The sequence below is a fragment of the Methylobacterium carpenticola genome, from assembly GCF_042748905.1.
Classification (GTDB): domain Bacteria; phylum Pseudomonadota; class Alphaproteobacteria; order Rhizobiales; family Beijerinckiaceae; genus Methylobacterium; species Methylobacterium carpenticola.
Map to the genome: position 1 here is coordinate 3,379,620 of NZ_JBHZEO010000001.1, position 13,253 is coordinate 3,392,872.

The window sequence follows — 13,253 nt, forward strand, 5'->3', positions numbered from 1 at the left end:
CCGGTGCCGTCGCGCTCCCGCAGCGGGGGTCGGGACACGATAAAGACCGGACGAGTGATGACGGACGTCGAATCCCGCGCATGACACGAGCTGCCGATCCTCATTCCGAGGTGGCGCGCAGCGCCCTCGACGCATTCCTGAACGGCATGTCCGAGGCGATCATCTCCTGGATTGCTCTTCCGGAGTGCTTCGAGGCTCGGTTCGCAAGCACTCAGCATGAGGACCGGCAGATCATGTCATGCGGGTGCGAAGCCAGGAGAGGCTCACGGCCCGAGAGGCTGACCCGGCCGTCAGTTTGCGGCGCGGCGCAGCACGTCCAGCCGATAGGCGTCGGTGCGGGACTGGTGGGTGACCGCGAGGAAATCTTGCGCCGCGGCGATGAGGGTCTCGGCCGCCTCATCGCCGCTGAGGGGATAGTCGGTCTCGCCGGTCCAGTGGACGAGAACCACGTCCCCGCCCGGACGCAGGCTCGCACGGAGGCGGGCGGCGAGGTGCGCCACGTCCGCGGCATCGAGGTAGTAGACGACCTCGGACAGCAGGACGAGGTCGAAGGACTCCGGCGGCCACGCGCCGGGGATCCGGCGACGGGCGAAGCGGACCTGGGGCCGGTCGGCGCAGCGCGCGCGGGCCTGGGCCAGGGCGGCCTCGGCCACGTCGAGCGCGAGCAGCGCCTCGCAGCGCGGGGCGAGGGCGTGGGTCAGAACGCCGATCGAGCAGCCCACCTCCAGGGCCGCCACGTAGCGCTCCCGCGTCAGGGCCGCCAGGGTCGCGGCGTATTTCGCCCGCTCGTAGGAGCTGGTGGCGAAGCGCCAGGGATCGGGATCGACGGCATAGCGCGCGTCGAAGTAATCCGGCGGCAGGGAGGCGGCGTGCCGGCTCACGGCGCCATCTCGAGAAAGATCTCATAGGGGCGCGCGAAGCGGGCGAGCATCGCCGCGTCGAGGCGGAATCCCTCCGGGTCGTCGTCGATCAGGGCCGTGGTCTGCGAGCGGTGCGCGGCGATCGCGGCGGCCTTGGCCCGGCCCTGCCCATCGATGGCGAGGCGCAGGCCGCGCGGCGGCCCGCCAACCTCGCGGTCGGGCGGGAGCGTCCAGCCCCAGACCGGGTAAGCGTAGAGGCGAAGGCCGACGATGCTGCCGGCCGCGCGCCGGGCGAGAGCCGCCGCCGCCGCGTGGTCGCAATGCGGATCCTGCGCCCAGGTCACGAACACGGCGCCGGCCCCGCAGGCCCGCGCCGTCCCGGCGATGGCCGCCACCGCCCGGTCGGCTTCCGCGCCGTCGGTCGGTACGAACCGGTCGGGCAGGCGCAGGAAGCGGACATGCTCCCGGGCGAGGCCCAGCGCCTCCGCGGCGGCGAGGGTCTCCGCCTCGCGCACCGCCCGCAGGCGCTCGGGCGGGTGGCTCGGCGAGTTCGGATGCGAGCCGACGCCGTCGCTCACCACGATCAGCCGCACCGGCAGGCCGGCCGCGCAGGCCTGCGCGATCAGGCCGCCGCAGCCGAGGCTCTCGTCGTCCGGGTGCGGGGCCACCACCACCAGCCCGCCGCCGCGCGTCAGGGCGTCGAGGTCGCCGAACGGCAGGGCCTCCGCGGCGGCGAGGAACGCGTCGGCCCGCATCAGACGCCCTCGTCCGAGGGGCGCCAGAGATCGCCCGCGGCGCCCTCCGCCCGCAGGATCTCGGCGGCGGCGCCCGTGAGCGCCCGGTCGGGCGCCGGCTGGCGCAGATAGGTGGCGAGATCGCGCGAAAGGCGCTCCAGCGGATGGCCGCGCAGGAAGCCCTGCAGACCCACGGAGCGCTGGGCGAGTTGCAGCACGTCGAGCCCCGCCCGCTCCACGGCGAGCCGCGCGAGGTTGACGAAGGCCACGATGCGGTCGTCGGGAAGCCGGGCCTCGGCGGCGGTGCGGGCCGCCGCCTCCACCCAGAGGCGCGCGCCTTCGAGGGTGATAGCTCCCTCGCCGAGCCGGGCGAGCTGGTGGGGATCCTCCCCGCGCCCGGTGCGGGCGAGATGGCTGCGCCACGCGTCGAACACCGCCTCGATGCCGCCGAGTTGCACCGCCGCGAAGCGCCACGCGCCGCCGGAGAAATCCGGCTGCCGGTGGTAGTCGTCCGGCCTGCCGAGGACCGCGTCCGGGGCCACGCAGAGCCCAGTGAAGCTCACGGTTCCGGTCGCCGAGGCGCGCATGCCCTGGGCCCGCCAGTCCGAGAGATCCGCGCGGGCGCCGGCCGGAAGCGGCACGACGAGCATCACCGGCGCGCTCTGCCCCGGCGCGCGCGCCGTCACCAATGCACGCGTGACGAAGCCGGCCCCCGAGGCGAAGGTCTTGCAGCCCGCGAGGGCGAGCCCGCCGTCGCGCTCCGCGATCGTCAGGCCGCCCTCCGGCGGCTCGGTGTTCCAGACCCCGAACAGATGGCCCGCCCGCGCATCGGCGAACAGCCGCCCGCGCTGGGCCGCATCGCCGTAGCGGGCGACGAGCCGGAGCGCATTGACGTGGCCCTCGTAGAGGCGCCCGAGGGCGAGGCTGCCGGAACCGATGCGGCGCAGAACCTCTGCGAGCCGATGGGCACCGGGCTCCTCGCCGAGCCCAAGCCCCCCCGCGTCGCGCGGCGTCGGCGCGGCGAGGAGCCCCGCCCGGGCGAGATCGGCGACATCCTCTGCCGGGAAGCCGTCGTCCCGGTCCTCGGCATCGGCCCGGGCGGCGGCCGCCTCCGCGATGCGCCGCGCCGCCCGCAGAAGGTCCTCGGCCGATCGCGCCGCAGGCGCTGCCTCCATCGTCCCCGGCTCCCGCGGGGAGGTGGCGTCGCCGGGCTCAAGCATGGCCGACGCCCTCGCTGGGCCGAGGGGCGGGCGGGACCGGCCCGCCGCGGGCGGCGCGCTCGACCGCCGGACCGGCGCGGCCGGGGAGGCCCGGCCACCGGAGGGCGGGAGCCGACCGCAGCAGGACCAGGAGGGTCTGCGCCCGGCGGATCTGCGCCGGGAGGTCGCGCGGGCGCAGGGGGCGCACGGCGAGCCGGGGGCTCGCCGCCTCGACGGCCGCCAGCACCGCCTCGGGCTGATCGAGCCGGGCGATCGCGCGGGCCTCCGCCGCCGGAAGGCCGAGCCAGGGCGCCCAGAGCGGGAGCCGGTCGAGCCGGCCGGCGAGGCAGAGGCGGCGCAGGTGCCGTCGCCAGCCATAGCGCAGGACGGCCCGGGACAGGGCTTCGAGGCGCGGATCGCAGGGAGCGTCCGGCTCCATGCAGCGCTGCCGCATCGTGTCCGCCGCCCCCCCGGGGGCGCGTCCCTCGAGGCGGCCCGAGGTGACGACCGTGATCGCGGGATCGTGCCGGACTCGCGCCCCATTCTGCCGGAGGGCCGCCACGAAGGCCCGGTCCTCCCCGACCGGGAGGGCCGGCATGCCCCCCGCCCGGTGATAGGCGGCACGGCGCACCGCGAGGCTCGCGCCGGAGGCGGTGGCGTGACGGGGCCAGGGATCGTGCGCCAGCGGGTCGATGCGGGCTTCGAGTTCGGTGAGCAGCGCGTCGTAGCAGGCTTCCAGCCGGCCGAGGGCGTGCAGGGCGTCGGGCAGGCGCCGTGCCTCCTCCGGGTCGAGGCCGATGCCCCCGGCGACGGCATCGGCACCGGCCGCGATCGCCGCGAGATTGCAGGCGACCCAGTCCGGCGGCACCCGGCTGTCGGCGTCGGTGGTCAGCAGGACGCCGTCCGCCGCCCCCGCCTCGTCCAGCCACGCGGACGCCGCCTGCATCGCCTCCCGCCGCGCCCAGCCGGCATGCGCCCCGGCACGGTCGCACCGGATGACGCGGGCCGGCAAGCCGAGGGTGGGCAGCAGGGCGGCGACCTCGTCCGGCGTGCCGTCCGTGCAGTTGTTGAGGAACAGCACGACGCCGAGGCTGCCGGCCTCGACCCCGACCTGGCTCCCGAGGGCGCTCAGGCAGCCGCCGATGCGCTCGGCCTCGTTACGGGCCGGGATGGCGACGACGGCCCGGAGGCTGCTGGCGAGGGCGGGATCCCGCGCGGCGGATTCGGTCGGACCCATGGGAAGGCTCGGCACGCGGGCTCTCGGCACTCCGGTCCAGGATGGCCGGCGGCACGGCAATGAGCAGGATCGGCCGAGGTTCCGCCGCGCGCCTGCGGCGGAATTGCGCGCCATCGGTTCGCGGACGACCGGATCGTGCGGATCGCGTCACGCCGTCGTGGGCTGGGCGGCCCGCTCGGCCTCGCTGGTGCCCGGCACCCGCCCCTTCGACGCGACGTGCCGCACGAACTCGTCCGTCCAGGCGCCGAAGCACGCCATCGCCTCCGCGTCGCCCGCCATGTCGCCGGCCTGATCGTCCGCGCAGGGCTTGCCGAGCCCCACCGTGGCGTGCCGCCAGAGGGGATCGGGCACCTCGATGCCGCTGTAGCGGCACTGCCAGACGAGGCCCTGATCGGCGAGCCGCTCCTCGCCCCGGTACGGCTGCCGGTCGGGATCGAACCACACCTTGTGCGCGAGGATGCGGGGGCGGCCATCCCCGTCGAGTTCGTTGCCGCCCTCGTTGCCGTAGCAGAAGAAGGCGGCGCTGCGCCCCTCAAGATGATTGCGGGTGAGGTCCCGCCAAAGGGCCGAGCGCTCCAGCGCCTGCGCCTTCAGGGTGCTCTTCTTGCCGATCAGGTCCGGGCGCGGATTGCCGCCGCTCATGCAGACGAGGCGGTCGAACATCGCCTTCAGGTTCGTGGTCGGGCCGTACCACCAGACCGGGCCGATGATCGCCCAGGCATCCGCGCGGGCGAGGCGCGGATAGAGCTTCTCGTTCCACATCAGGTCCGGCTGGTGGTCGCTTCCCGGGGCGTAGCAGTTGCAGGGCCAGACGCAGAGCGCCATGGAGGACCCGACGCAGCCGTTGCAGCCCTGGATCTTGGGCTTTCCGTGCTCGTTGCCGATGTCGACGTGGTCGACCTGCCAGTCGGGCGGCAGGCGCCCGAGCATGCGGTGCATCAGGTAGCGCGCCTTGCCGTCGAGGCCGGGACAGCCGTCGAGGCGGCGGGCGGAGCCGGCGACGATCAGCACCTGCAGGGGGCGCTCCTCCACCGGCAGGGACTCGGTCTCGGCTCTCGGCGTATCCACGGCGGTGGCCCTCTCGTGCAGGGCGGTCCGATGCTGTGCGCGACTGGACCGACCCGGCCTCGGCCAATCCGCCGGCCGCGGCGGCGTTCCGTGGCCACCCTGCGCTCAAGCGTCCGGAAGCGCGGCCGGAACCGGAAGCGAAGCTCTCCGGTTGGCTCGCCGACCACGCGCCGCCGCGCCCCGGCCCGCTCGCCATGCCGACACGTCATGCCGAGCGGGCCCGGCCGCGGGGCCGATCCCCCATCATCCGCGAGGTCTCATGCATCCACGAGGTCTCATGCATCCGCGAGGCATCATGGTTCGTCTGCCCCTGTCGCTCCTGCTCGCCGCCGGCCTGACGGCGCCCGTCCACGCCCAGTCGCTCGATCCCGCGCCGCGCATGCCGCCGATGCTGATCCACGGCAATTACTGCGGACCGGGCAACAACGCGCCGCTGCCGCCGGTCGACGCCCTCGACCGGGCCTGCGCCCATCACGACGCCTGCACGCCGGATGGCGGCCTGCCCTCGCCGGCCTGCAACGCCCGCCTCGCGCGCGAGGCCGACCGCATCGCGCGCGATCCGCGCCAGCCCGAGGACCTCCGCGCGCTCGCCGGCATGATCGCCCTGGGCGCCGGCGTGATGCCCACCGCGCCGCAGGTGGCCGGGCGCCGGGCGCCGGCGACCGCCGACACCACCGGCTCCCTCGCCCCGGCGCCGCAGGTCCTGCCCGAGGAACCGGGCGCCTTCGACGAGGAGAACGGTGAGTAGACGCGGCCTCATACGGTTTCCGGATGATCGCTTCGCGATGCGGAAACCGGCCTCGCTCAGGCGCCGCGCGGGCTCGTCATACGGTTTCCGAAAGTGATCGTCCGGAAACCGTATCAGGCCTGCCGGGCATCCTCCAGGATCATCGCGGCCCCTTTCTCGGCCAGCATGATGGTCGGCGAGTTGGTGTTGCCGGAGGTGATCCGCGGCATGGCGGAGGCGTCGACGACGCGCAGGCCCCGCACGCCCCGCACGCGCAGGCGGGCGTCGAGCACGGCGCCCGCCTCATGGTCCGGCCCCATCCGGGCCGTGCCCACGGGGTGGAAGATGGTGGTGCCGAGATCGCCCGCCGCCCGCAGCAGGCCGTCGTCGGTGGTGACGTCCGGCCCCGGCCGGTACTCCTCGGGCCGGTAGCGCGCGAGGGGGGGCTGCGCGACGATGCGGCGGGCGAGCTTCAGGGAATCGACCGCGACGCGGCGATCCTCGTCGGTGGAGAGGTAGTTCGGCCGGATCGCCGGGGGCGCGGCCGGATCCGGGCTCGCCGCGTGGACGCTGCCGCGGCTCGACGGACGCAGGTTGCAGACGCTCGCCGTGAAGGCGCCGAACGGATGCAGGCCCTCCCCCCACTTGTCGAGGGAGAGGGGCTGGAAGTGGAATTCGAGATTGGCGGTGGCGTAGTCGGGCGAGGACTTGGCGAAGACCCCGACCTGGCTCGGCGCCATGGTGAGCGGTCCGGTGCGGAACAGCGCGTACTCGACCCCCATCCAGGCCCGCTTGAGGAGGTTGGCATAGGTGAGGTTGAGCGTCGGCACGCCCGTGACCTTGTAGACCGGGCGGATCTGCAGGTGATCCTGGAGGTTCTCGCCGACGCCGGGCGCGTGGTGGACGACCCCGATGCCGAGGGCCCGCAGCCGCTCGCCATCGCCGATGCCGGAGAGTTCGAGGAGCTTGGGCGAGGCCACGGCCCCCGACGCGAGCACCACCTCGCCCCGGGCGCGGGCGAGGAAGCGCCGGCCGTCGCGCTCGAACACGACCCCGGCGGCGCGCCCCTCCTCGATCAGAACCCGCTCGACATGGACGCCGGTCTCCAGCCGCAGGTTGGAGCGGCCGAGCGCCGGCCTGAGGAAGCCGCGGGCCGCGCTCCAGCGCCGGCCGCGGCGCTGGTTGACCTGGAAATACGACGAACCCTCGTTGTCGCCGGTGTTGAAGTCCGGGATCTTGCGGATGCCCGCCGCCTCCGCGGCGTCCCGGATCGCGTCGAGCACCGCCCAGCGGATACGCGGCGGCTCGACCCGCCATTCCCCGCCGGAGCGGTGGAATTCGTTCGGTGGGGCGATGTGGTCCTCGTGCTTGAGGAAATAGGGCAGCACGTCGTCCCAGCCCCAGCCGGCGAGCCCGAGCTGGCGCCAGCCGTCGTAATCGGCCGCCTGTCCCCGCATGTAGATCATGGCGTTGATGGCCGAGGAGCCGCCGATGACCTTGCCGCGCGGATAGGCGAGCTGGCGCCCGTTCAGCCCGGCCTCCGCCTCCGTGGTGAAGAGCCAGTCCGCCCGCTTGTTGCCGATGGCGAAGAGGTAGCCCGCCGGGATGTGGAACCAGATCCAGTTGTCCCGTCCCCCCGCCTCCAGCACCAGCACCGACCGGCGCGGATCGGCCGAGAGGCGGTTGGCGAGCACGCAGCCCGCCGAGCCCGCCCCCACCACGATGTGATCGTAGGACCCGAAATCCTCGGATGCCTCGTGCGTCACGTCCACCATGTCCCCTCCCGCGATCGGCCTTGTTTGCGCAGGTGTGTAGCGCAATCCGGGACCGGCGCGGAATGGGCCGGTGCGCGACGGCAGGACGATCGCCGAAGCGAAGGTCCTGCCGTCCGTCCAACCGGACAGCCCGCCCACAGGGCCGCACCCGACCGCAGGAACTCGGGCCTTCTCTCGCGAGAACTCGCGCTTGGCACCGCCAGAACTGTCCGGGATTTCAGACTTCCTCAACGACGACTGGCCAGGATGGCGGTCGCAGAGGAAGAGGGCGAGCGGCCAGATGGCGGTCAAGACGATTCCGGCTCCGCGGGACGAGCCCGTCGGCGTGAGCCTCGCGCAGGTCGCGCGCGAGACGGACGACGTCCGCACGATTGTCACCGACAAGGCCCGCGCCATCCAGGCGATCACCGGACAGGTGAAGATCCTCGCCCTCAACGCCCTCATCGAGGCCGCCCGGGCGGGCGAGCACGGGCGCGGCTTCTCGGTGGTGGCGCAGGAGGTGCGCGCGGTCGGCGCCCAGGTGGAGCAGATCGCCACCACCCTCGAGGCCGAACTCGCCGGCCGCGTCGCCTCGGTGCAGGGCATGATGCGCAGCCTCACCGAGACCGCCCAGGGCGAGCGCTTGGTCGATCTCGCGCTCAACGCCGTGGAGCTGATCGACCGCAATCTCTACGAGCGCACCTGCGACGTGCGCTGGTGGGCCACCGACGCCGCCATCGTGGATTGCGTCGCCGCGCCCTCGCCGGAGCGCGCGGCTCACGCCACCGAGCGCCTCGGCGTGATCCTGTCCGCCTACACGGTCTATCTCGACCTGTGGATCTGCGACGCCGCCGGCACGGTGGTGGCGAACGGGCGCCCCGGCCGCTTCCCGGGCGTGCGGGGCGCGAGCGTGGCCGGGGAGGAGTGGTTCCGGCGCGCGGCGGCGCTGCCGAGCGGGGACGCCTACGGGGCCGCCGAGGTGACGCGGCGGCCCCTGCTGAACAATGCCCAGGCCGCCACCTATTGCGCGAGCATCCGCGCCGGGGGCCGCGCGAACGGGGCCCCGCTCGGGGTGCTGGCGATCCATTTCGACTGGGAGCCGCAGGCGAAGGCCATCGTCGCCGGGGTGCGGGTCGCACCGCAGGATCAGGACCGCACCCGCGTCCTCCTGGTCGATGCGGGCGGGCGCGTGCTCGCCGCCTCGGACGGGCACGGCGTCCTCGCGGACGTCCTGCGCCTCGACACCCGCGGCCGGACGGGCGGCTTCGACCACGATCCCCAGGCCGGCCTGCTCACGGCCTTCCACCGCACGCCGGGCTACGAGACCTATGCGGGACTCGGCTGGTATGGCGTGATCCAGCAGCAGGACCCGGGGCGGAAGGCGCGCTCGCGCTGACGGGTGACGCTGCGTCCGTTCGGCCCCTTGCGCGGCGGCCGCTCCCGCGGCTCTGATGCGACCCCGCCCGGCTCCGGGCGCGCGATGCCCCGACGAGTGACGCATGAGCCAGGACCTCCGCGGCAAGGACCGCCGCAGCAAGGAGCATCGCAGCAAGGACCGCGCCGCCCCGAGCTTCGCCGACGAGACCGAGGCCTATCTGGCCTGGGTCGAGACCTATTGCCCGCTGCGCCGCAAGGACCTGAAGCGCAAGCACGCGGCCATGCGCGCGAGCCCCTTCGCCTTCCTGCGGGGGAGCTTCTACCGCTGGCACCGGCATTTCGCGGCGGTGCCCGAGCCGGTGCGGGTCGCGCCCGCATGGCTGGTGATCGGCGACACGCATCTGGAGAATTTCGGCACGTGGCGCGACGCGGACGGGCGCCTCGTCTGGGGCGTCAATGATTTCGACGAGGCGGCCACCCTGCCCTTCACCAGCGATCTGGTGCGGCTCGCCACCAGTGCCGCCCTGGAGACGGACAGCCCCGGCTTCCGGCTGAGCGCCACGGAATCCGCCGATGCGATCCTGGAGGGCTACACGGCCCATCTGCGCTTCGGGCCCGAGCCCTTCGTGCTGGAGGAGCGGCACGCGTGGCTGCGCGATCTCGCCGCCGCGAACGGCGACGCCGCCCAGGCGGTCTGGCGCAAGCTGCGCACGCGCAAGCGGCTCGACCCCGCCGAGGTCCCGGCCCCCGTGCGGCGACGCCTGGAGGCGGCCCTGCCGCCGGGCGCCGGGCCGGTGCAGTTCCACCGGCGGCGGGCCGGCATCGGCAGCCTCGGCCGCCCGCGCTACCTCGCGCTCGCCGAGTGGAAGGGCGGCCTCACGGCGCGGGAGGCCAAGGCGGCGGTGCCCTCGGCGGTGCATCTGGGCGAGCCGCCCCGGCCCGATCCGGCCGCGGATTCGGCGCGCCTTCTCGCCGCCGCCTGCCGGGCCCCCGATCCGATGCTGCGCTACGACGGCGACTGGGTGCTGCGGCGCCTCTCGCCCGAGGCCCGCAAGGTGGAGATCGGCGAGATCAAGGGCGTGCCCGATCAGCGCCATCTCGTGCACGCGATGGGGCGCGAGATCGCCAACGTGCATCTCGGCGTGGTGGGCGGGCCCGGCCCCCTGCGGGCCTATCTGGAGATCCTGCCGGACACCTGGCTGCGCCACAGCGCCACCCTGGCCGCGGAGCAGGTGCAGGCGGATTTCGCGGCCTTCCGCGACACCGAGGAGGAGTGATCGGGCCCCCGCTTGATCGAAGCGAAGTCCAAATCCGTCGTCCCGAAGGGATCAAGCGGATGTGGGATGAGGCCCGAGGGCCCCAGCCTCTGCGGCCTCTCCCGCCCTAGGCGACCTTCACCCGCCAGATCTCCTCGGCGTATTCCCGCATGGTGCGGTCGGAGGAGAACCACGCGGTGCGGGCCGTGTTGAGGATCGCCGAGCGCCACCATGTCCGCGGCCGGCGCCACGCGGCGTCGACCTCGCGCTGCGCCCGCCAGTAATCGTCGAAATCGGCGGTGAGCAGGTAGCGGTCCTCGCCCGAGACCTCGTCGACGAGGGGGCGGTAGCGGCCCGGCTCCCCGGCCGAGAAGCCGCCCGTCGCGATCAGGTCGAGGGCCGCCTCCAGGCGGGGCGAGGCCGCGATGGCGCGGGAGGCGTAGCCGGGCTCGGCCTTGGTGGCCCGCACCCCCGCGGCGGTCAGGCCGAAGATGAAGATGTTCTCGTCCCCGACATGCTCCTTGATCTCGATATTGGCGCCGTCGAGGGTGCCGATCGTCAGGGCGCCGTTGAGGGCGAGCTTCATGTTGCCGGTGCCCGACGCTTCGAGGCCCGCCGTCGAGATCTGCTCGGAGAGGTCGGCCGCCGGGATGATCGCCTCGGCGAGGCTCACCGAGTAGTTCGGCACGAAGGCGACCTTGAGCCGGCCCGCCACCGTCGGATCGGCGTTGACGCGCTCGGCGACGTCGCAGGCGAGACGGATGATCAGCTTGGCCTGGTGGTAGCTCGGGGCCGCCTTGCCGGCGAAGAGCTTCACCCGGGCCGGCCAGTCGCGGTCGGGCTCGGCCAGGATGGCCTGGTAGAGCGCAACCGTCTCCAGGATGTTGAGGAGCTGGCGCTTGTACTCGTGGATGCGCTTGATCTGGACGTCGAACAGGGCGGCCGGATCGATGACGATGCCGGTGCGCTCCTTCACGACGCGGGCGAGCGCCTGCTTGCGCTCGCGCCGCACGGCCGCGTAGCGCTCCTGGAAGCCCGCATCCTCGGCGAGCCGGGCGAGCCCTTCGAGAGCCGTCGGATCGTCGAGCACCCGCGCGCCCACCGCCTCGACCGCGAGCTTGGTGAGGCCCGGATTGGCGTTGTGGAACCAGCGCCGGAAGGTGATGCCGTTCGTCTTGTTGACGATCTTGTCGGTGTCGAGGGCGTGGAGCGGCGCGAATACCGTCTGGCGCATCAGCTCCGTATGCAGGGCCGAGACGCCGTTGACCCGCCGTGCGCCCAGGAAGGCGAGGTGCCCCATGCGCACGCGCTTGCCGTGCATCTCGTCGATGAGCGAGACCGCGGCGAGCTGCCCCGCGCCGACCGTGCCGTGCTTCGAGAGCTGCTCCAGATGCATCCAGTTGATGAGGTAGATGATCTGCATGTGGCGCGGCAGCAGCCGCTCCATCAGCTCGACGGGCCAGGTCTCCAGCGCCTCGGGCATCAGGGTGTGGTTCGTGTAGCCGAGCGTGTGCGTGGTGACGTGCCACGCATCGTCCCAGGACAGCCCGTGCTCGTCGACGAGGAGCCGCATCAGCTCCGGCACGGCGATGGCCGGATGGGTGTCGTTGAGCTGGATCGCGGCGTGGTCGGGCAGCGTGCGCAGGTCGCCGCGCTCGGCGATGTGGCGCCGCACGAGATCCTGCAGCGAGGCCGAGGTGAAGAAGAATTCCTGGCGCAGGCGCAGCTCCTGGCCGGCCGGCGTGCCGTCGCTCGGGTAGAGCACCCGCGAGATCGCCTCGGCGCGGTCGCGCTCGGCCATGGCGCCGACATGGTCGCCGCCGTTGAAGCGGGCGAGGTCGATCGGCTCGGGCGCACGCGCCTGCCACAGGCGCAGCACGTTGACGTGCTTGGCGCCCCAGCCGATCACCGGCGTATCGTAGGGGACAGCCCGCACGATCTCGGCCGGGCGCCAGACCCGGCGGATGGCGCCGTCCGGCAGCACGGTCATGCTGACCTCGCCGCCGAAGCCGACGCAGCAGGCCGAATCCGGCCGCTCGAACTCCCAGGGGTTGCCCTCGGCGAGCCAGGTCTCCGGCACCTCGCGCTGGACGCCGTTCTCGATCACCTGCCGGAACAGGCCGTGGTCGTAGCGGATGCCGTAGCCGTAGGCCGGAATGGCGAGGCTCGCCATGCTCTCCATGAAGCAGGCGGCGAGCCGCCCGAGGCCGCCATTGCCCAGCGCCGCGTCGGGCTCGGCGCCCGCGATGGCGTCGAGATCGACCCCGAGCTGCGCCAGGGCCGCGCGGGCCGTCTCGGTGAGGCCGAGATTGCCCATCATGTCGGAGAGCAGGCGGCCGATGAGGAATTCGAGCGACAGGTAATGCACGCGCTTCTGCGGCACGGGGGGCGTCGCGGAGGCGAGGCAGGCATCCATCACCCGGTCGCGCAGGGCGAACGCCGTCGCGGCGAACCAGTCGCGGTCGCGCGCGGTGGCCGGCGACCGGCCGATCACGTAGGCGAGCTTGCTCAGGATCGCATCGCGCAGGAGCGTCACCGCATCGGCGCTCGGCGCCGCGGCGGGCGCCGGGGGGCGCCAGTCGGACCGCGGCTCGTCCGCGAAGGCGACGTCGCTGCGGCGATCCCCTGCGAGTAGAACTTCGTTCAGCACCTCAAACCCCCTTCGATCGCTGCCGGTGAAGTCTTCGCCGCATCGCGCTCTATGTCGCGTTATGAGCGGCAAACCAACAGCCCATCTGTGGTATCGTGTGACCTTAAGGTCTATGTGTCGAGCCGGCCGGAGACTCTGTGGTCGAGTCTCCCGGCGTGTGGCCGGGGCGACACGTGACATCGAAACAGGTCACGACTGTGGCCGGTCCGGGATGAAGCGGCCATGAATGACCCCGGCGGCGCATGACCCCGGCGGCCTTCGCCCTGGGGAACGTCGCCCCCGGAGCGGGGTTCCGCCCGGCCGCCCCGTCGGCCAACCGTCACGCGTCCGCGGTAACCTCCAGCCGCTGCGGGAACCCGCGCCGCCTTGCGGGCTTGCTTGCGGAGGTCCG

10 protein-coding genes are annotated in these 13,253 nt (G+C 73.4%); 3 read left to right on the forward strand and 7 right to left on the reverse strand.

All coding sequences use genetic code 11. The features are described from left to right. Positions 1 to 290: 290 nt before the first annotated feature. The 5 genes from ACE101_RS15910 to ACE101_RS15930 form a co-directional block, all read right to left on the reverse strand. Complete coding sequence (locus ACE101_RS15910) at positions 291 to 881, reverse strand: SAM-dependent methyltransferase (RefSeq protein WP_379131210.1); 591 nt, start codon at positions 879 to 881, stop codon at positions 291 to 293. Beyond that, positions 878 to 1,615 carry a PIG-L deacetylase family protein gene (locus ACE101_RS15915; RefSeq protein ID WP_379131211.1) on the reverse strand — a complete coding sequence of 246 codons (738 nt, stop codon included), beginning with the start codon at positions 1,613 to 1,615 and terminating at the stop codon, positions 878 to 880. The genes ACE101_RS15910 and ACE101_RS15915 overlap by 4 nt, the downstream gene beginning before the upstream one ends. Beyond that, positions 1,615 to 2,769: an acyl-CoA dehydrogenase family protein gene (locus ACE101_RS15920; RefSeq protein WP_379131214.1), complete on the reverse strand. Its 1,155-nt coding sequence runs from the start codon at positions 2,767 to 2,769 to the stop codon at positions 1,615 to 1,617. Before ACE101_RS15920 ends, ACE101_RS15915 begins: the two co-directional genes overlap by 1 nt. Positions 2,770 to 2,806: 37 nt before the next feature. Next, complete coding sequence (locus tag ACE101_RS15925) at positions 2,807 to 4,030, reverse strand: glycosyltransferase family 2 protein (protein ID WP_379131217.1); 1,224 nt, start codon at positions 4,028 to 4,030, stop codon at positions 2,807 to 2,809. Positions 4,031 to 4,177: 147 nt separating this feature from the next. Beyond that, positions 4,178 to 5,098: an NAD(P)H-dependent oxidoreductase gene (locus tag ACE101_RS15930; RefSeq protein ID WP_379131220.1), complete on the reverse strand. Its 921-nt coding sequence runs from the start codon at positions 5,096 to 5,098 to the stop codon at positions 4,178 to 4,180. Positions 5,099 to 5,393: 295 nt separating this feature from the next. On the opposite strand from ACE101_RS15930, the gene ACE101_RS15935 reads away from it, so the two are divergent. Continuing rightward, positions 5,394 to 5,846: a phospholipase A2 family protein gene (locus ACE101_RS15935; protein ID WP_379131222.1), complete on the forward strand. Its 453-nt coding sequence runs from the start codon at positions 5,394 to 5,396 to the stop codon at positions 5,844 to 5,846. A 113-nt stretch (positions 5,847 to 5,959) separates the two neighbouring features. Here ACE101_RS15935 and ACE101_RS15940 read toward each other — a convergent pair whose 3' ends face one another. After that, entirely contained in the window at positions 5,960 to 7,600 is a 1,641-nt protein-coding gene (locus ACE101_RS15940) for a GMC family oxidoreductase (protein WP_379131224.1), read from the reverse strand. A gap of 280 nt (positions 7,601 to 7,880) precedes the next feature. Between ACE101_RS15940 and ACE101_RS15945 the strand changes: the two genes are divergently transcribed. After that, the gene (locus ACE101_RS15945) at positions 7,881 to 8,975 is read left to right on the forward strand and encodes a methyl-accepting chemotaxis protein (RefSeq protein ID WP_379131227.1); all 1,095 of its coding nucleotides are present in this window, start codon (positions 7,881 to 7,883) and stop codon (positions 8,973 to 8,975) included. 103 nt (positions 8,976 to 9,078) lie between these two features. Next, complete coding sequence (locus ACE101_RS15950; RefSeq protein WP_379131229.1) at positions 9,079 to 10,233, forward strand: DUF2252 family protein; 1,155 nt, start codon at positions 9,079 to 9,081, stop codon at positions 10,231 to 10,233. Between the two features lie 106 nt (positions 10,234 to 10,339). Here ACE101_RS15950 and ACE101_RS15955 read toward each other — a convergent pair whose 3' ends face one another. Then, on the reverse strand, positions 10,340 to 12,862 hold the full coding sequence (locus ACE101_RS15955; protein WP_379131231.1) for a glycogen/starch/alpha-glucan phosphorylase: 2,523 nt from the start codon (positions 12,860 to 12,862) through the stop codon (positions 10,340 to 10,342). Positions 12,863 to 13,253 lie beyond the last annotated feature (391 nt).

Coding starts and splice junctions, on each gene's coding strand:
- ACE101_RS15935 (WP_379131222.1), top strand. CDS start 5,394: ATGGTTCGTCTGCCCCTGTCGCTCCTGCTCGCCGCCGGCCTGACGGCG.
- ACE101_RS15920 (WP_379131214.1), bottom strand. CDS start 2,769: ATGGAGGCAGCGCCTGCGGCGCGATCGGCCGAGGACCTTCTGCGGGCG.
- ACE101_RS15945 (WP_379131227.1), top strand. CDS start 7,881: ATGGCGGTCAAGACGATTCCGGCTCCGCGGGACGAGCCCGTCGGCGTG.
- ACE101_RS15940 (WP_379131224.1), bottom strand. CDS start 7,600: ATGGTGGACGTGACGCACGAGGCATCCGAGGATTTCGGGTCCTACGAT.
- ACE101_RS15915 (WP_379131211.1), bottom strand. CDS start 1,615: ATGCGGGCCGACGCGTTCCTCGCCGCCGCGGAGGCCCTGCCGTTCGGC.
- ACE101_RS15925 (WP_379131217.1), bottom strand. CDS start 4,030: ATGGGTCCGACCGAATCCGCCGCGCGGGATCCCGCCCTCGCCAGCAGC.
- ACE101_RS15950 (WP_379131229.1), top strand. CDS start 9,079: ATGAGCCAGGACCTCCGCGGCAAGGACCGCCGCAGCAAGGAGCATCGC.